Origin of the sequence: Heyndrickxia sp. NPDC080065 (assembly GCF_050281185.1) — a bacterium.
Lineage (GTDB): Bacteria > Bacillota > Bacilli > Bacillales > Bacillaceae_C > Heyndrickxia.
The window spans coordinates 73,082-90,364 of the sequence record NZ_JBNNWS010000016.1; the positions used below are offsets into that span (position 1 = coordinate 73,082).

Below are 17,283 nucleotides of genomic sequence, written 5' to 3' on the forward strand. Positions count from 1 at the left end.
AAAATTACAATCCTAGAATTTTTTTTGCAGCACCTTCATCAGTAATGAGTACCGTAGATTTCGTTGCACTTTTCATTACTGCTTTGATTGCTTTTGCTTTTGAAGATCCTCCTGCAACGGCAAGTACGTGCTCGATGGAAGCTAAGTCACTAAGTTGTAGTCCAACTGTAGGTACCTTATGTACAACATCTCCAGCTTCATTAAAATAATAACCAAAAGCCTCACCTACAGCGGATCCGCTCGTAATAATTTTCATGTCTTCATCCTTCGTTTTACGACGCTTCGCCATTACGTTAGCATCTCCAATTCCATGTAAAACCATGTTAGCGTTTTTAATTAAATTTAGAACCTCTTTTATAATCGGCTCTTTTATAAAGGATTGATAGACTTCTTTACTTACTTGATCAGGAACATATAGTACTCGATGCTTAGCACCTGTGTTTTCTGCCATTCTTGCACAGACAGAATTTGCCTCATTTTTAACATCTTCACCAATACCGCCTCTGGCTGGTACAAATACTGTATTCGTATCGCCAATAAATTCCGATGTAAGCATATCAGCAACAGCTGCCATAGTTGTTCCACCTGCAACGGCAATGATATTTTCATCTACAAGACGTTTTCTTATTCTTTTTTCACAGGCTCTGCCTAGTTCTTGTTTCACCCAAGGTGTTTCATCGCTGTCTCCAGAAACAATAACAACTTCTTGAAGGTTCAATATTTTTTTTAATCTTTCTTCCATTTCATTAATACCCGAGATTTCTCTCATCATACTTTCCAGCCCGCGCAAAACAGATAATCCCTGTTGAGATACCGTCATTCCACTCGATTTAATGATAATCAACTTTTGCTCATTCAAAAATTCAACTTCACTGCGCAATACTCGTTCAGATAAACCAAGTGCATGTGCCAGGGTTCTTCTTCCAACCGGTTCCATAAAATGAATCGAACGAAGAATTTGATATCGTTTTTGCATAACAGAAAGCATATCAGGTAATAATTTTTTTTGAACCTCAATTAAGGAATGCATCTTATTTGTCCCTTCTTACGAATGTTCCGGGTCCTTTTCAGTCCCGCGTAGACATATTATGTCCCGATCGATACAAAAAAAATCACCCTTGGTACATCTTTATTTTAGCAGTGTAAAAATAGGAATTCAACTAAGAAACATTATTTTTTTCTTTTTAGGGTTTATTAATTAAATGTTGTTGTTTCAAATAGGCTCTTTTCGTATAAATTGTTGTTTTTAGACTATAAACTTAGTCCGTTGATTTCCGCTCCAGACACTTGCTTTCCGCGGGGAGGGATGGAAGCCTCCTCGGCGTTACCGCCTGCGGGGTCTCCCACTTCCATCTTTTTCCCGCAGGAGTCAAGTGCCCTCCGCTACAACCAACTCAGATTGTTAATAAAATATCACTAAAAAAGCAACAAACTTTACGAAAACAGCCTTCTAATAAAAACCTGTATGGTATGTGTTCAGCTCGTTTTACAACGTAAAGAAATCGCTTCACACATACCATACAGGCGATTTTATCAAAAAAAAACTATTAACAAAGCCTTTCTTTTAAACAATTACTAATTGTAAAATAATCTATTTGCCCATACTGGACAATTTCCTGATTTATCTCAATGACAGGTATCATTAATCCATATTTTTCTGTAAGCTCATCACTTTCATCGATATTCTTTTCAATCAGCTCAAAAGAATATTCGTTTTTAAGGATCGTTAATAATTCCTTCGCTTCCTTACACAGATGACATTGATTTCTTGTATAGAAAACTACTTGCATTTTAAACAATCTCCTAACTAATTCGCTTTGTTGATGGTTGAATTACATGTAGGGTACGTGTGAAGAATTTTATACGAGTATCACTAGCTAATCACATACACTACAAGATTCAGCTATATCGCTTTCGTTTTGCTGAGGAAGGAATATTTAATTGGTCACGATATTTAGCAACTGTTCTTCTTGAGACGATAATTCCATCCTTTTTTAAATCATCCGCAATTGCTTGATCTGATAATGGCTTTAATTTATTTTCCTTCTCAATGAATTGGGTAATAAGCGTCTTAACCTGCAGAGCAGATGCTTGATCATCGTCTTCATCAGAATTTTTCATTAATCCTGAAGAAAAAAAGTACTTCAATTCATATGTTCCAAATGGTGTTTGGATATACTTTTCCCTGACAGCTCTGCTGACAGTCGATTCATGAACCCCAATTTCATCTGATAGCTCTCTCATTGTTAATGGTTTTAAAAACCTTGGCCCTTTTAAAAAGAAATCGTATTGCTTCTGAATAATCATCATTCCAACCTTCATAAGCGTTTCATTTCTTTGTTGTAAGCTTTTTATAATCCATTGATAATCCTGCGTCTTATCTTTCAAAAATTGTTTTACTTGTTGATCCTTATAGGATGACATCATTGTATAATATTCCTTTTGAAATTGCACATTTGGTAGATGCTTTTGAAACAAGTTGAGCTCAACATTTCCATTCTTTATCGTTACTATTAAATCAGGAACGATATATTGCGGCTGTTCTTTATAATAAGCTGATCCCGGCCTAGGTTCCAAGGTTTTAATATAGTCAGCTGCCATTTGAATTTCATTCATTTCTATTCCCAGTTCCTTAGAAATAAGCTTCCACTTACGATCAGCAAATTCTAAAAAATAGTTTGCTAGAATTTCTTTAACAGTTCTAGGACAGTCTTTCTTACGTTGCACTTGGAGTAAGAGACACTCCTTTAAATCACGTGCACCTACTCCTGCCGGTTCTAAGCTTTGCAATAAATCAAGACATTGATTAGCTGCTTGTATATCTATATTTGAAATTTTTGCTGCCTCTTCTATTGGTATAGTTAAATAACCATTTGTATCTAGGTTATTTATAAGCTGAGACATCATTTTTTTCTCATCTTTTGGTAGCGTTTTCAAAGAAAGTTGAATAAATAAATAGTCTTGTAAGGTAGCAGACGACTGCGCAATTTGATTTATCCAATTTTTATCGTCACGTTCGTTATATTTAGATGTTTGCTTTTTTGATCCATCATAACGTATATCCATATATTTAACATTTGTATTTTCCAATTGGATTAGGGGATTCTCTGTTGCTTTTGCTTCCAAAAATGAGGTTAATTCCTGGGCCGAATATTGGAGAAGTTCTATAGCCTGCTTCAATTCCTGAGTCATAGCTAATTTTAATGTTTGCTGCTGAAATAAACCAAATTGTAATTCCAAGCGTTTCCCCTCCCTTCAGGTTAACATTATTTATTTTACATCACATTAAATCATCCGTACATATATATGAATCTTTATTCTTATAGTTTTATAATATGTATTGCATTTCTTATCTTTCTACTATATAATTGTTTATCGTACGGTTAAAACTTTGCCCTCGTGGTGCAACGGATAGCACGTAAGATTCCGGTTCTTAAAATGGGGGTTCGATTCCCTCCGAGGGCGTAAGCAAACCTCTTGTTCCTAATGAACAAGAGGCTTTTTTTATCTTTGTTTAGAAATATTCAAACTTGGCTACTATGATTAAAGTGAAGTTATTTAAAAGGTATATTCCTTCCCAATTGATACTGGGTAAAAAATTTTCAGAAATAACAAGTGATTTGTTTGACCTTTATTGACCATCAGTGTATGATAACAGTACATAAGGATTTTTTCCTTAATATAATAATTTATGAAAGATTATGACCGGCTCTATTCGCCGTATTAGTCAAAGGAGGAGCAAGTATGAACTTAATCCCTACAGTTATTGAACAAACAAATCGAGGTGAACGTGCATACGACATTTATTCTCGTCTGTTAAAGGATCGAATCATTATGCTTGGCAGCGCCATCGATGATAATGTAGCGAATTCTATCGTTGCACAGCTTCTATTTTTAGATGCTGAAAATCCTGGTAAAGATATTTCTCTTTATATTAATAGTCCTGGCGGCAGTATCACTGCAGGTATGGCCATTTACGATACAATGCAGTTTATTAAATCGGATGTTCAAACAATTTGTATCGGTATGGCGGCTTCAATGGGAGCCTTTTTACTTACTGCTGGTGCAAAAGGTAAACGCTATGCACTTCCTAACAGTGAGGTAATGATTCATCAGCCATTAGGAGGCGCTCAAGGTCAAGCAACAGAAATCGAAATTGCAGCAAAGCGTATCCTTTTCATGCGTGAAAAATTAAACAAAATCATGGCAGAACGTACAGGTCAACCACTTGATGTTATTCAAGCAGATACTGAGAGAGATAATTTTATGACCGCAGAAAGAGCAAAAGAGTACGGCCTTATCGACCATATCATTACACGTGCGGATGAAAAAAAATAAAGTAAAACTTCAATATGAAAAACAAAAAAGAACTGTTCAAAACAACAGTTCTTTTTTTGCTATATTTAACTCCAGTGCTTAGCTCCTCCAATCAAAAAACAGCAAACATTGAAGTCAAAGAGCGGACTTCTTTGGTTGGAGGTTAATTGCTGGTCAGGGCTGATCAAGGCGCTTCTTCTTTTCTTGTTTATTGATCATTTCCAATAAATTTCGCTAGCTCTTCTACTGCAACTTTTTCATCGTTTCCGATTGCACTTAAAGTAATGATAGAACCTGCTCCAGCTGCTAGACTCATTAATCCCATTATACTTTTAGCGTTAACTTTCTTTCCATCCTTTTCAAGAAAAATCTCTGATGAAAAACGATTAGCCTCCTGAACAAATAATGCTGCAGGCCGTGCTTGTAAACCGGTTTTTAATTTTACTTCGACTTGTTTCTCAACCATTTGTGCTTTCTCCCCTTTTTATTTTTAGGCTCTTTTCGTAATTCTATCAATAATATTCCTTAATAATTCTTACTAATTATTTATCAATTTGAAAGTGACTTTTTATCCAAATTGCCTGCTCGTAATTTTTCGGCGATTTCGTCAATCTTTCTCAGACGATGGTTTATCCCGGACTTGCTAATATTACCGGACGAAACCATTTCTCCTAGTTCCTTTAGGGTAACGTCCTGGTATGCAACTCGTAATTCAGCAATCTCCCTTAATTTATCAGGTAATATTTGAAGCCCTACCGTCTCGTCTATAAATCGAATATTTTCGACTTGCCTGAGGGCTGCTCCGATTGTTTTATTTAAATTGGCTGTTTCACAATTAACAAGTCGATTTACCGAATTTCTCATATCTCTAACAATTCGTACATCCTCAAAACGCAGTAGTGCATTGTGTGCTCCAATAACATTTAAAAACTCAGTAATCTTTTCCGCTTCCTTCAAATATGTGATAAATCCTTTTTTTCGCTCTAATGTTTTACTATTTAAATTGAAATAGTTCATAAGATCACATAATGAATCATTATGTTCCTTATATAATGAAAAGATTTCTAAATGATAAGATGATGTCTCTGGATTATTAACTGAACCACCAGCAAGAAAAGCTCCTCTTAAATAAGAACGTTTACAACATTTTTTCTTAATTAAGGCTGGTGAAATGTTATGGATGAAGGTAAAGCCTTCACCTAAAATTTCGAGATCTTCTAGTATATCTCTTGCTTTTGCTTTAAGTCTTACAATATAAACATTATTTTTTTTCAAACGCATTTTTTTTCTTACTAATAATTCAACAGGAGTATCATATATCCTCTTTATTAAAGTATAAATCCTTCTAGCGATCGCTGCATTTTCTGTTTGGACATTTACGATCAATATTCTATTCGAAAATGATAAAGAACCATTCATGCGAATAAGAGCTGATAGCTCTGCACGAACACAGCAGTCCTTTACCTCCAGATTTGTTAATTCCTTTTTTGTTTCCGAAGCAAATGACATTCTACATACCTCCGATATCCCTTACCTATAGGATTGCCAGTATGCTGAAAAAGCTTACCTTATTTCCTGTAAAGAAGCGAAGCTTTACTTTTTTGGCTAACTCTAGCACCTAGCCCCTCGAGGTCAAATAACCTTCCACCATGACGTGACTCCTGATGAAAAAATATTTTTGCCCGAGGCTGATCAAGGTGCATCTTCTTTTCTCGCCAGCTCCGTCCTATTCTTTATTTTCTTTTATTTCCTTATCAAGTAATGAATATAATATTTTCGCAACCTTTGCGGTGTCATGTCGGATGTATCCCTCTTTAAAAGTGAGGATTTGATCATAAATTACATCTATTCCTAGTGACATTAATCGGTCAACATCATATATTACGGGTTTAGCGAGCTCCTCTTTATATTTCTCTTGAATTTCTAAAGGAACTTCCTCATTATTAACCAAAATAGTATCAATAAACGAACAATCCATATGATCATAAATAGCTTTTACATGATCACTCGCTGTAAAATCGAGAGTTTCTCCCGCCTGAGTCATTAAATTACAAATATATACCTTTTTCGCTTTTGAGTTACAGACTTCCATTCCGATTTCCGGTACAAGTAAATTTGGTAAAATGCTTGTATATAAACTACCAGGACCGACAATAATTAAATCAGCAGACCGAATGGCTCGAATCGCTTCAGGTAATGGATGGATAACCTCTGGAGTTAAAAACACTTTTTTTATCTTCTTACCAGAATAAGGGATTTTTGATTCACCAGAAACAATTGATCCATCCTCCATTTCTGCATGAAGGATAACACTTTGATTGGCTGCAGGAAGGACTTTACCACGAACATTTAATACCTTACTCATTTCTTGAATAGCATGAACAAAATCACCTGTAATCGATGTCAAAGCTGCAATGATTAAATTTCCAAGTGAATGTCCTGACAATTCATTAGATGTTTTAAATCGGTGTTGAAACATTTGTTCAATTAACGGTTCCACATCGGATAATGCAGCTAATACATTACGAATATCGCCTGGTGAAGGGATATCCATTTCATCCCGAATCCGACCTGAACTTCCACCGTCATCTGCTACGGTTACAATTGCTGTTATATCAACTGGATATTTTTTGATTCCTCTTAATAAAACAGATAATCCAGTTCCACCGCCGATAACAACTATCCGCGGTTTTCCTTCAATTCTCATGACGATGTTTCCTTCCTCTTCTTTATATCCCTATGAGTAATACGGGTATGATAATCACTTTCAAAAAAATGTCCGATATATTCAGTTAAAGCTACCGAGCGATGTTGACCACCAGTACAACCAATAGCAATAACTAATTGACTTTTCCCCTCACGCTTATAATGAGGCAGCATAAACGATAATAAGTCTGTTACTTTCTCTAAAAATCTACTAGTTTCATTCCATTTTAATACGTAATCATACACATCTTGGTCTAGACCTGTTTTGGGACGCATATTTTCAATGTAAAATGGATTAGGTAAAAAACGAACATCAAATACTAAATCAGCATCAATCGGAAGTCCGTGTTTAAATCCAAATGACATCACATTAACTGTAAATGCCGCTTGCTTATTAATGGAAAACTCCGTTAATATCTTTTCTCGCAATTCTTTTGGCTTTATTTCAGATGTATTAAAAATTATTTGAGCCCTTCCTTTTAGCTCTTCTAACAACATTCGTTCTTGACGAATTCCTTCCAATGGTAAGCCTGATGGAGATAGTGGATGCAAACGTCGTGTTTCTTTATATCTTCGTACCAAAACAGAATCATCGGCGTCTAAAAAAAGAATACGTGGTGAAACCCAAGAAGTTTCAGCTAAGTCATCTAAAGCTTTGAATAAATGATCAAAAAATTCACGTCCCCGTAAATCCATAACAAGTGCAACCTTATTCATTTTATTAGCGGAGTCCTTCATCAGCTCCAAAAACTTTGGCAGCAGCGTTGGCGGCAAGTTATCCACGCAAAAAAACCCAAGATCTTCAAAGCTCTGTATAGCAACTGTTTTTCCTGCTCCAGACATTCCTGTAATGATTACTAATTGAACACTATTTGCACCTGTGCTCATTATTTCTCCCCCTAAATTTTCTTTCTTGCTTAACATTGTCTTAAACTTTGTTGTTTTTTTCACCTAAATACTTTACGGGCGATCGTTAAGAAAGATAGCTTTATTTTCAAAATTCATCTAACTAGGATCTAATCGATACGAAATCAATTCAAAATCTGGTGTATATGTAAAATTCCCATAAATAATTCCTTTGCCATGAATAACATAATCTAATATATGGTAATCACCAGCTGCCATAGGCAGATTTTTAATTTCATCAATCGCATGCCAGGCGAGCTTTCCTTCCTCAGAACACTGGAACGAATCCCCATCGCCATCAATTGTTTTAAAGGAGAACATCATCCATTCTGAGACAATGTCCTTTCCTTCTTTAATATTAATCGTAAAAACCCCTTTGAGCTGGGGTTGTTTTATATAAATTCCTGTTTCCTCACGAAACTCCCGTATAACCGATTCACGAATGGACTCCCCCTGTTCCATCTTTCCACCAGGAGCAACCCACCAATTTCTGCTTGGCTTTTGTAAAAGTAAAACCTTGTCATCTTTAATATAAACGTTATTGGTTACACGTTGCATTGGCATCACCTCAGTGGGGAATAATTTTTATAAAAAGAAGATTTATAAACGTTTTGATTTAACCATTTTTCATCTAATATATCCTTTATATTATACTATTTTTCCAATCGACTAACAATGAATGTTGAAACATTCCGTGACAACATAAATTAAGAAGATAAATGGCGGAGTAAGAGAAAATTGTAAGCTAGCAAATTTTAAAATGCATTTTTTATGCTACTAGGATTTTCACACAAAAAAATAGCACAGGAATGACCTGTGCTAACAAGGGGTCTTATTAAAAAAAGGGGGTCAATTTCAACTACCTTTATTTTAACGAATTATTATTTCAACAGCGTTACAAAATAATGACTTTTTAGTTATTTTTAACATTCCACATTATTATCAATCGATTTTGTACTTCTCTTTTAATTCTTCCACATAAATTTGAGCATTTTGTGCAGCGATACTTCCATCACCAGTAGCAGTAACGATTTGGCGTAATGTTTTTTCCCTAACATCTCCTGCTGCAAAAATACCTGGAATATTTGTCAACATATTTTCATCGGTTACAATATAGCCTGCTTCATTTGTAATTCCTAAGTTTTGGAATGGATTTGTTAATGGAAGCATTCCAATATAAATAAACACGCCATCTGTTTTAAATTCTTTTTCTTCACCATCTATTGTTGAAACAAGGGTAATAGAACCAACCTTGCCATTCTCTTCGTGAATTTCTTTAATAGTATGATTCCAAATAAAATCAACTTTTTCATTTGCAAACGCACGATCTTGTAATATTTTTTGGGCACGCAGTTTATCACGACGATGAACAATTGTCACCTTACTTGCAAATCGTGTTAAATATACTCCTTCTTCAACTGCAGAATCACCGCCGCCTATAACGACCAGTTCTTTCCCTTTGAAGAATGCACCATCACAGACCGCACAATATGAAACTCCTCGGCCACCTAGTTCTTTTTCACCAGGAACCCCAACTTTTTTATATTCGGCACCTGTTGTAATAATAATCGATCTTGCTTTATATTGCTTTGATCCAGCATTTACTGTTTTATACTCTTCACCATCAATAATTTCGCGAATATCACCATAGGCATATTCGGCACCGAATTTTTTCGCATGCTCGAACATTTTATTTGATAGGTCTGGACCAAGTATATGATCATAGCCTGGATAATTTTCTACTTCTTCAGTATTCGCCATTTGCCCACCAGGGATTCCACGTTCAATCATCAATGTGGATAAATTAGCACGGGATGTATAAACTGCAGCTGTCATTCCCGCTGGACCTGCTCCAATAATAATCACATCATAAATTTTTTCCTCTGACACACTCAACACTCCTTCAGCAAATGTCTATGGGGGATATCTTTCCCTATCTACTTCTATCCTATAAGACAATGCATTTTTCGTCCAAACATATGCTTACTGACAATATTCAAGAATGATTTTGGCATATTTTTGTAGTGTTGAACTCGAGACTTGATAGCGTTTTGCGACTTCATTTTGTGGTTTTTTCTCATGCTTTAGTTTATACCATAAATATTCTGTAGCGGCAGCAAATGCTTGTTGATTACTAAATTCTTGTCCCTTTTTCATCCCCTCAAGGAAAATTGAAAACCACATTAGAAATAGGCCAGATGACATGGCACTGATTGGATGATGATTTTCATATAAAATATTGGCTACGTTGTGACCTCTTGAAATCACTCCATCAGGGTCAAATTGATTTGTCAAATCTGAATCAAGCACATTTGCTAAATACACTTTTTCTGTCATTGAAAACTCATCTAATGATTTAAATTCCGGATGAGAAATCATTTCATCTTTTCGTCTCGATTTTGAGAGGATAAAAATACCAAACAAACGCTCTTCCATATAATCACTGCGCAATTTTTTCAAAGTAGAAGTAACATGGTCCTCAAACCCAGCGTCATTTAGCGGTTTCTCATTCCATGGTTCTAGTCCTTCTTTTTCTGGATTTAGTTCAATTAATTGCTTCCATGCGTTTTTAGCTGTTTGTTCATGTCCTGTATGGTAGGCGGATTGGGCTAACCAATAATAATAACTAGAATCCCCTTCGAACCCAAACTTTTTTAAATTGTTTAACCAAATGTAAGCTTGCTGATATCTTCCGATTAACGCAAATGTTGCACCTAATTTATACTTATGTTCGATTAATATCGGCTGGACCTTTTCCAAGCCTTCTATCAATACTTCCAATTCTTCATCTCTTCTCTGATGATAAAGAAAAACAGCCAAATTACAAATGCCATGGAGGTTTCCAGGATTTTTAACTAGGAGATCTTCTAAAACGTTTGCGGCATTTTCCATATCTCCTAAATAAAAATACCCTAGTGCAAGATTATTGTATGCAGACCAAAAGTCAGGGAATTCAGCTATTAAGCTTTTTAAAATTTCTATCGCTTTATCAAAATTTCCAGATTCAAGGAGCTGTCTTGCTTGGTCTTGTTTTAAAATAAGCTCATCTTTAATCGGGAAAGCATTATCCTCTTCTTCATCTGCTCCAATAATAAAAAGTAAATCCTCTGCATCTTCAATAAACTCTCCATATGGATCTGTCTCTAGATAAGTCTTTACATGCTTATGTGCCTCATTAAATAAGCCGAGCTCGGCGTAATTATTCGCTAAAAAATAGTAACATTCTGTCATACTAGGATCAAGTTCATCAATGATTTGTTTGAAGAGATCATTAGATTCTTGATATTGTTCTAACTGCATATATACTAAGCCAAGTTGACAGGCAATCATTGGTTCATAAGGCTCCAGTTGAATCGCACGTTCCAAATATTTTTTTGCTCCTGTCAAATCATGGCGATGAAAAGCATTTATTCCTTTATTAAAATAATAATCACCCGTAGGTATAAATGACAAGACAACACCATTTTCTTGTTTAATCTTTGAGTCTTTTGCCATGAAAGTCCCTCACAAATATTTCGTAGTTAACTTCTGTAGTATAACATATAAAATAACAATGATTAACAGGCAAACTGAGAATAAAGAAAAAACCCCAATTTAGGGGATAAGGTTACCGTATATTGGGTCATCTTTCCATCGACTGATCATTTCTTCTTTTGTATAGATGATGCGCATCGGATTTCCCCCTACAAATGCGCCTGCTGGGACATCTTTATGTACTAGCGTACCCGCGGAAACAATAGCACCATCACCAATTTCTACTCCAGGTAATATGGTAGAATTTGCACCAATCATGACTTCACTGCCGATTTTCACTTCTCCAAGGCGATACTCTTTTATTAAGTATTCGTGAGCAAGGATGGTCGTATTGTAGCCAATCACAGTATTTTTCCCAACAGATATTTTTTCTGGAAACATCACATCAAGCATAACCATTAAAGCAAAAGATGTTTTATCGCCAATTTTCATCCGTAGAAAAGTACGGTACAACCAATTTTTCATTGCTAAAAAAGGGGTATACCTAGCCAACTGGATTACGATAAAATTTTTGACCACCTTCCAAAACGGAACGGTCTTATACACATGCCACAATGAATTAGAACCGGAGACTGGGTAACGTGTCGTTTTTCGCATTAAACACTCACTCCAACGATTTTAAGAAGATCGCCCATATGATCTAATATATAATCTGGCTCGTAGCTTTCAATATAGGCACGTCCTTTTGCAGACCAAGCTACACCTACTGATAATGTACCTGCATTCTTTCCCGCTAAAATATCATGGTAATTATCCCCTACCATAATTGCTTCATTCGGGGTAGAGTTCAATAGTTTCAATGCTTTTTCAATTGGTTCGGGATGCGGCTTCTCAAATTCTACCTCATCCAATGTAATAATCACTTCAAAAAATTGATCCAGTTTCATTAGCTTGAGTCCTTTTAAAACAGTATCTCGCTTTTTCGTTGATACGATTCCTAATTTAAATCCGTTTTTATGTAACGCCTGAACCGTTTCAAAAACACCTTCAAACTCTTTCACTAATGAATCATGATTTTCGAGATTGAATGTACGGTAAGTATGAATCATTTCTTCTGTTCGTTCCAAATCAATCTTAGAAAAGGTAGCATATAAAGATGGTCCGATAAAAGGTAAAACATCTTCACGCTTATACTGATCAGGGTAATAGCTATTTAAGGTATGTAAAAAGGACGATATGATTAATTCATTTGTATCAATTAGAGTACCATCTAAATCAAATAAGATTGTCGTAATGTTTTTTTCCATTTTGCCTTCTCCCTTTCATATTTTATCTCTTTTCATAATAAATCATTTTTCAAGAATAACAAAAACTGTTTTCACATAGAGCCTATGAAAAAAAACTGGTATTTCACCAGTTTCCTCATTTAACCTTCAAGAATCTTTGACGAATTTTTTTTAGCTATCACTCTTCTATTCCAAATAAATCCAACAATAAGTGTTAATAAAATTGCCGTGACTAATCGAATAAGCAGCAATGGTAATACCGGAATCCCTAAAGGTAAAAAGATTAATGTATCCTCAACGACGGCGTGACAACCTACTAAAAAGATAAATGCTAAGGTTACGTCTTTTTTACTCACACCATCTTCCTTGACCGCTTGAATCATTACTCCTGCCCCATACGCTAATCCAAACAATAAGCCTGCGGCTAATGTAGTAGAGGTATTTTCTTTCATCCCGAGTAAACGAGTAAAAGGAGACATGATCCGTGAAAACCATTGTAAAACCTTTAAATCCTTTAATATTTGAATTCCTACCATAAGAGGTATAACAATTATCGCAAGTTGATAGACACCTAATGCCGCCTTTTCAATCGCATGTACAGAAATAGACCAAATACCTGATACTTGTTCTTCCTGTGGAGCAAGCATCCCATATTGAGCAGCTTCATGTCCGTCATTCCACACTAGATTAATAATAATGGCTGAAAAAACAGCTAAACCAATCCTTACAACAATCATTATCCAAACCTTTACGCCAACCTTTACCGCTACACTTGATTCTATCAATAGATTATGAGCAAATGAAAGCATAACTGCAATTGTAAATACTTCTTTAACCGTTAGATCAACCGACATTATCCCGGCAATTCCAGCATATAAATTAAGAAAGTTTCCTAGAACAATAGGAATTGCCGCATCACCAGATAGTCCGAAAATCCCCATTAATGGAGAGATAAGTCGAATGATCCAAGGTAATATTGGTGTGTATTGTAAGACCGCAACAATTAAAGTTACTGGAAAAATGATTTTCCCCAATGTCCATGTTGTTTTTAAACCTGACCAAAATCCCATTTTTAAGGATTGTACCATTTCCAATATCTCCCGTAATTCTATTTTCTAATCTCGATAACGCTGTCTCGCCATTCCGGAAACCCTTCGAACAATCCAAAGTACAATTCCAACAGCAACTAAAACGATTGAAATAACCTGCGCCATTCTTAAATCGCTCGTTAACATTAAGCTGTCGGTTCTTAATCCTTCTACAAAGAAACGTCCCACAGAATACCAAATAACATAGCTTAAGAAAAGTTCACCTCTCCGTAAATTCACTCTTCTTAATAGGATAAGAATAATAAACCCGACAATATCCCAAATCGATTCATATAAAAATGTCGGATGATAATAGGTTCCATCGATATACATCTGATTAATGATAAAATCAGGTAAATGTAAATTTTCGAGAAATGTTCGACTTACCTCACTACCATGTGCTTCTTGGTTCATGAAATTTCCCCAACGACCAATAGCTTGGCCAAGAATAATACTCGGTGCAGCAATATCGGCTAATTTCCAAAATGAAACGTTTTTAATTCTTGAAAAAATAATTGTTGTTATTATGGCACCGATTAAGGCTCCGTGAATCGCAATTCCGCCATTCCATATTTTGATAATATCTCCTGGATGCTGAGAATAATAACTCCATTCAAAGATAACATAGTAAATCCTAGCAGAAATAATCGAAATCGGAATGGCCCAAATTAACAAATCGGCAAACAAATCTTTGTTCAGACCAAGTCTTTCAGATTCTTTCATGACTAAATATAAGCCTAACGCAATACCAACACCAATAATAATTCCATACCAGTGAACAGAAATTTCTCCTATTCGAAAAGCAATGGGATTTAAAGGGGTTATAGTGGATTCCATATATAAAAAACTCCTTTCTTAAAAAGAACATTCTTACATTTCTTCACGATCGCCTTCATCAATAATGACATCTGCCAAACGATCAGTAAATTGTTGGGCTGCATTCACTCCCATACGTTTCAATCGATAATTCATAGCTGCTACTTCAATAATAATACCTAAGTTTCTTCCCGGACGGACAGGGATCGTTAGCTTCGTAAGCTCGGTATCAATGATTTTCATTTTTTCTTCATCAAGACCGAGACGATCATAATGCTTAGTCTGATCCCAAAGTTCAAGATTAACAACTAAAGTAATTCGCTTATGACTTCGAACAGCACCCGCACCAAACAATGTCATTACATTGATAATACCTAAGCCGCGAATCTCCAGTAAGTGTTCGATTAAATCAGGTGCATTTCCCACCAGTGTATCAGTATCTTCTTGGCGAATTTCTACACAATCGTCGGCCACAAGTCGATGTCCCCGTTTCACCAGCTCTAAAGCGGCCTCACTTTTACCTACACCGCTTTTACCAGTAATTAAAACTCCAACACCATAAATATCCACAAGTACTCCATGCACAGCAGTAGTCGGTGCAAGCTTAAATTCAAGATAGTTCGTTAAATGACTCGAAAAACGGGTGGTTTTCATCGATGTGCGCATAAGTGGAACAGAATATTCCTCTGAAGCTTCAATTAATTCTTCTGGAACATCCATTCCTCTTGAAATAACGATCCCAGGAGTAATGTCGTTACAAAGCTTCTCAAATCGAATTTTGCGATCTTCAGGATCTAATCGTTCGCAAAAGATAATTTCAGACATACCAAGGAGCTGGATACGTTCTGCAGGATAATAGTTAAAGAAACCAGCCATCTCTAATCCTGGACGTGAGATATCACTTGTTGTGATAGGACGATGGATTCCTTCCTCCCCGCCAATTAACTCTAAATTAAATTTTTTAATAATATCCTCAATACGAACCTTTGCCAAATCGGCATCCTCCTTACAAATGAAAGTAAACCTAAAATTTATTTTAGCATTTTACTGCTGCGTAAAACCACCATAAAAATTTCCTAGATATATGGGTGTCGATAATTAGGTGAGATATCTATTATATAGATAAAGTAAAAAGGAGAGGAATTAGTTTGAAGATTATGCTTGATGCTGGGCATGGGCCAAATACCCCTGGAAAAAGAAGTCCTGATAATTTTAAAGAATTTACATTTACAAGTGCAGTGGCTAATTATGTAAAAGCTCTACTCGAAAGCTATGAAAATGTTACTGTATGCTTCGCACATTCCAATAAAGAGGATGTCCCATTAAAAGAAAGAACAGATAAAGCAAATCGATTGCAAGTTAATTGTTATGTATCTATTCATGCTAACGCCTATGGAACCATCTGGAATAATGCCAATGGAATCGAAACATATGTTTATCCTTCAAAGCCAAAGGAAGCGTTAGAGCTTGCTAACCGTGTACAAAAAAATCTTATCATTTCTACCGGACTCACTGATCGCGGGGTCAAAACAGCAGATTTCCACGTTTTACGAGAAACGAGTATGACAGCTATTCTCGTAGAATGTGGATTTTACACAAACAAGGAGGAATTAGTTCTTATCCGTTCCGATGTTTATCAAAAAAACTGTGCTGAAGCCATTGTAAAAGGCATTGCAGACCAATACAAACTAAAAAAGAAGAAAACAACCCCGCCTAAAAAAGAAACAAAGATTCTCTACCGCGTTCAAGTAGGGGCCTTTTCAGAAAAAAAGAATGCTGATAACCTCATAAAGGAATTAAAAGCTAAAGGTTATGAAGCAATCATTGTGACAGTTTACCAAGAATAACAATTACTCTTCTGAGAAACAAAATAAGGTATGGAACCACATATGGATCCATACCTTTGTTTATTGAATAAATATCGGTCAATTTCTCGATATATCGGTCAAAAATCGAAAAATATCGGTCAATTCACCATATAAATCGGTCAAATACAGAAATTATCGGTCATAAAATAATAAATTACTTCCTACGATCTTTTTCAAAAATTGCTTTTTGTATTATAAGATTAGCAATAGACATAATCACTGCAACTAAAAAGGCTGTTCCGAAGCTACTAAATTCGAAGGCACCTCCCATTAGTCGTTCAGTCATTAGCAATGTAATTGCATTAATAACAAAAAGAAAAATTCCTAAAGTTACAATCGTAATCGGAAAGGTTAAAATAATTAATATCGGACGAACTAACATATTTAAAATCGATAAAATAAAACTGGCAATTACTGCAGATCCAAAGCTTGCTACCTCAAACCCGCCAATGTAACCTGCTATTGCAACAAATAATAATGCATTAATCAAAATCCCTATTAACCATCTCATCTAACAACAACCTTTTCTTTTAGAGTACAAGCTTCTTGTTAATATTCTATGCAGGAAAATTAAATATATTTCTTCAGAAGAACAAAAGCGCAAGCGCCTTGCTCATCGGCGTACGGATTTCGTAGGCTTCGACTGAGATAAAGGAGACACGACGAGGAACGAGTCGATGTTGACTTATCGTAGGGAGAAGACGGAGAAATCCGCTAGCCGATAGGCGCTGGAGCTAGACGTAAACCTCGCTCTTCATAAAGTTATCCACAGTGCGAATATTTTATAATTTCCTAAACGAAAATTAGGTATCCCATAAGTGT

At 35.7% G+C, this 17,283-nt stretch carries 18 protein-coding genes and 1 tRNA gene; 3 read left to right on the forward strand and 16 right to left on the reverse strand.

The annotated features are described in order from the left end of the window. Positions 1 to 4: 4 nt before the first annotated feature. The 3 genes from ACQKP0_RS18955 to rpoN all read right to left on the reverse strand — a co-directional run bounded on the left by ACQKP0_RS18955 (position 5) and on the right by rpoN (position 3,240). Entirely contained in the window at positions 5 to 1,030 is a 1,026-nt protein-coding gene (locus ACQKP0_RS18955; RefSeq protein WP_427407398.1) for a sugar-binding transcriptional regulator, read from the reverse strand. A 517-nt stretch (positions 1,031 to 1,547) separates the two neighbouring features. Beyond that, positions 1,548 to 1,790: a glutaredoxin family protein gene (locus ACQKP0_RS18960; RefSeq protein WP_427407399.1), complete on the reverse strand. Its 243-nt coding sequence runs from the start codon at positions 1,788 to 1,790 to the stop codon at positions 1,548 to 1,550. A gap of 109 nt (positions 1,791 to 1,899) precedes the next feature. After that, complete coding sequence (gene rpoN / locus ACQKP0_RS18965; protein ID WP_427407400.1) at positions 1,900 to 3,240, reverse strand: RNA polymerase factor sigma-54; 1,341 nt, start codon at positions 3,238 to 3,240, stop codon at positions 1,900 to 1,902. Between the two features lie 153 nt (positions 3,241 to 3,393). Here rpoN and ACQKP0_RS18970 point away from each other — a divergent pair. Both ACQKP0_RS18970 and clpP read left to right on the forward strand, forming a co-directional pair. Continuing rightward, positions 3,394 to 3,465, forward strand: a tRNA-Arg gene (locus ACQKP0_RS18970). 279 nt (positions 3,466 to 3,744) lie between these two features. After that, positions 3,745 to 4,338: an ATP-dependent Clp endopeptidase proteolytic subunit ClpP gene (gene clpP, locus ACQKP0_RS18975; RefSeq protein ID WP_427407401.1), complete on the forward strand. Its 594-nt coding sequence runs from the start codon at positions 3,745 to 3,747 to the stop codon at positions 4,336 to 4,338. Positions 4,339 to 4,525: 187 nt separating this feature from the next. Here clpP and ACQKP0_RS18980 read toward each other — a convergent pair whose 3' ends face one another. From ACQKP0_RS18980 to hprK, 12 genes are all read right to left on the reverse strand, one after another. Then, the gene (locus ACQKP0_RS18980; protein ID WP_427407402.1) at positions 4,526 to 4,783 is read right to left on the reverse strand and encodes an HPr family phosphocarrier protein; all 258 of its coding nucleotides are present in this window, start codon (positions 4,781 to 4,783) and stop codon (positions 4,526 to 4,528) included. 83 nt (positions 4,784 to 4,866) lie between these two features. Continuing rightward, positions 4,867 to 5,826, reverse strand: a complete 960-nt coding sequence (gene whiA, locus ACQKP0_RS18985; RefSeq protein ID WP_427407403.1) for a DNA-binding protein WhiA — start codon at positions 5,824 to 5,826, stop codon at positions 4,867 to 4,869. 217 nt (positions 5,827 to 6,043) lie between these two features. Beyond that, positions 6,044 to 7,024, reverse strand: coding sequence for a gluconeogenesis factor YvcK family protein (locus ACQKP0_RS18990; RefSeq protein ID WP_427407404.1), 981 nt, complete (start codon positions 7,022 to 7,024; stop codon positions 6,044 to 6,046). After that, positions 7,021 to 7,911 carry an RNase adapter RapZ gene (rapZ, locus tag ACQKP0_RS18995; RefSeq protein ID WP_427407405.1) on the reverse strand — a complete coding sequence of 297 codons (891 nt, stop codon included), beginning with the start codon at positions 7,909 to 7,911 and terminating at the stop codon, positions 7,021 to 7,023. The genes ACQKP0_RS18990 and rapZ overlap by 4 nt, the downstream gene beginning before the upstream one ends. A gap of 117 nt (positions 7,912 to 8,028) precedes the next feature. Further along, positions 8,029 to 8,487 carry an NUDIX hydrolase gene (locus ACQKP0_RS19000; RefSeq protein ID WP_427407450.1) on the reverse strand — a complete coding sequence of 153 codons (459 nt, stop codon included), beginning with the start codon at positions 8,485 to 8,487 and terminating at the stop codon, positions 8,029 to 8,031. Positions 8,488 to 8,871: 384 nt separating this feature from the next. Further along, positions 8,872 to 9,819 (reverse strand): thioredoxin-disulfide reductase, encoded by a 948-nt coding sequence (gene trxB, locus ACQKP0_RS19005; protein ID WP_427407406.1) that lies wholly within the window; start codon positions 9,817 to 9,819, stop codon positions 8,872 to 8,874. 93 nt (positions 9,820 to 9,912) lie between these two features. Further along, on the reverse strand, positions 9,913 to 11,424 hold the full coding sequence (locus ACQKP0_RS19010; RefSeq protein WP_427407407.1) for a tetratricopeptide repeat protein: 1,512 nt from the start codon (positions 11,422 to 11,424) through the stop codon (positions 9,913 to 9,915). Between the two features lie 99 nt (positions 11,425 to 11,523). Further along, positions 11,524 to 12,060: an acyltransferase gene (locus ACQKP0_RS19015; RefSeq protein ID WP_427407408.1), complete on the reverse strand. Its 537-nt coding sequence runs from the start codon at positions 12,058 to 12,060 to the stop codon at positions 11,524 to 11,526. Further along, positions 12,060 to 12,710 (reverse strand): pyrophosphatase PpaX, encoded by a 651-nt coding sequence (gene ppaX / locus ACQKP0_RS19020; RefSeq protein WP_427407409.1) that lies wholly within the window; start codon positions 12,708 to 12,710, stop codon positions 12,060 to 12,062. Before ppaX ends, ACQKP0_RS19015 begins: the two co-directional genes overlap by 1 nt. A 119-nt stretch (positions 12,711 to 12,829) precedes the next feature. Further along, on the reverse strand, positions 12,830 to 13,777 hold the full coding sequence (locus tag ACQKP0_RS19025) for a nucleoside recognition domain-containing protein (protein WP_427407410.1): 948 nt from the start codon (positions 13,775 to 13,777) through the stop codon (positions 12,830 to 12,832). Positions 13,778 to 13,804: 27 nt separating this feature from the next. Next, positions 13,805 to 14,614, reverse strand: coding sequence for a prolipoprotein diacylglyceryl transferase (gene lgt / locus ACQKP0_RS19030; protein WP_427407411.1), 810 nt, complete (start codon positions 14,612 to 14,614; stop codon positions 13,805 to 13,807). Positions 14,615 to 14,647: 33 nt separating this feature from the next. Then, on the reverse strand, positions 14,648 to 15,586 hold the full coding sequence (hprK, locus tag ACQKP0_RS19035) for an HPr(Ser) kinase/phosphatase (RefSeq protein WP_427407412.1): 939 nt from the start codon (positions 15,584 to 15,586) through the stop codon (positions 14,648 to 14,650). A gap of 164 nt (positions 15,587 to 15,750) precedes the next feature. Here hprK and ACQKP0_RS19040 point away from each other — a divergent pair, with 164 nt between their 5' ends. Next, the gene (locus ACQKP0_RS19040) at positions 15,751 to 16,440 is read left to right on the forward strand and encodes an N-acetylmuramoyl-L-alanine amidase (protein ID WP_427407451.1); all 690 of its coding nucleotides are present in this window, start codon (positions 15,751 to 15,753) and stop codon (positions 16,438 to 16,440) included. A 175-nt stretch (positions 16,441 to 16,615) separates the two neighbouring features. Here the strand turns inward: ACQKP0_RS19040 and ACQKP0_RS19045 are convergent, their stop codons facing one another. Next, positions 16,616 to 16,972, reverse strand: coding sequence for a phage holin family protein (locus tag ACQKP0_RS19045; protein WP_427407413.1), 357 nt, complete (start codon positions 16,970 to 16,972; stop codon positions 16,616 to 16,618). Positions 16,973 to 17,283 lie beyond the last annotated feature (311 nt).

Coding starts and splice junctions, on each gene's coding strand:
- lgt (WP_427407411.1), bottom strand. CDS start 14,614: ATGGAATCCACTATAACCCCTTTAAATCCCATTGCTTTTCGAATAGGA.
- ACQKP0_RS19040 (WP_427407451.1), top strand. CDS start 15,751: ATGCTTGATGCTGGGCATGGGCCAAATACCCCTGGAAAAAGAAGTCCT.
- ACQKP0_RS18960 (WP_427407399.1), bottom strand. CDS start 1,790: ATGCAAGTAGTTTTCTATACAAGAAATCAATGTCATCTGTGTAAGGAA.
- clpP (WP_427407401.1), top strand. CDS start 3,745: ATGAACTTAATCCCTACAGTTATTGAACAAACAAATCGAGGTGAACGT.
- rapZ (WP_427407405.1), bottom strand. CDS start 7,911: ATGAGCACAGGTGCAAATAGTGTTCAATTAGTAATCATTACAGGAATG.
- ACQKP0_RS19025 (WP_427407410.1), bottom strand. CDS start 13,777: ATGGTACAATCCTTAAAAATGGGATTTTGGTCAGGTTTAAAAACAACA.
- ACQKP0_RS19000 (WP_427407450.1), bottom strand. CDS start 8,487: ATGCAACGTGTAACCAATAACGTTTATATTAAAGATGACAAGGTTTTA.
- whiA (WP_427407403.1), bottom strand. CDS start 5,826: ATGTCATTTGCTTCGGAAACAAAAAAGGAATTAACAAATCTGGAGGTA.
- ACQKP0_RS19010 (WP_427407407.1), bottom strand. CDS start 11,424: ATGGCAAAAGACTCAAAGATTAAACAAGAAAATGGTGTTGTCTTGTCA.
- ACQKP0_RS19045 (WP_427407413.1), bottom strand. CDS start 16,972: ATGAGATGGTTAATAGGGATTTTGATTAATGCATTATTATTTGTTGCA.
- ACQKP0_RS18955 (WP_427407398.1), bottom strand. CDS start 1,030: ATGCATTCCTTAATTGAGGTTCAAAAAAAATTATTACCTGATATGCTT.
- ACQKP0_RS18990 (WP_427407404.1), bottom strand. CDS start 7,024: ATGAGAATTGAAGGAAAACCGCGGATAGTTGTTATCGGCGGTGGAACT.
- ppaX (WP_427407409.1), bottom strand. CDS start 12,710: ATGGAAAAAAACATTACGACAATCTTATTTGATTTAGATGGTACTCTA.
- ACQKP0_RS18980 (WP_427407402.1), bottom strand. CDS start 4,783: ATGGTTGAGAAACAAGTCGAAGTAAAATTAAAAACCGGTTTACAAGCA.
- ACQKP0_RS19015 (WP_427407408.1), bottom strand. CDS start 12,060: ATGCGAAAAACGACACGTTACCCAGTCTCCGGTTCTAATTCATTGTGG.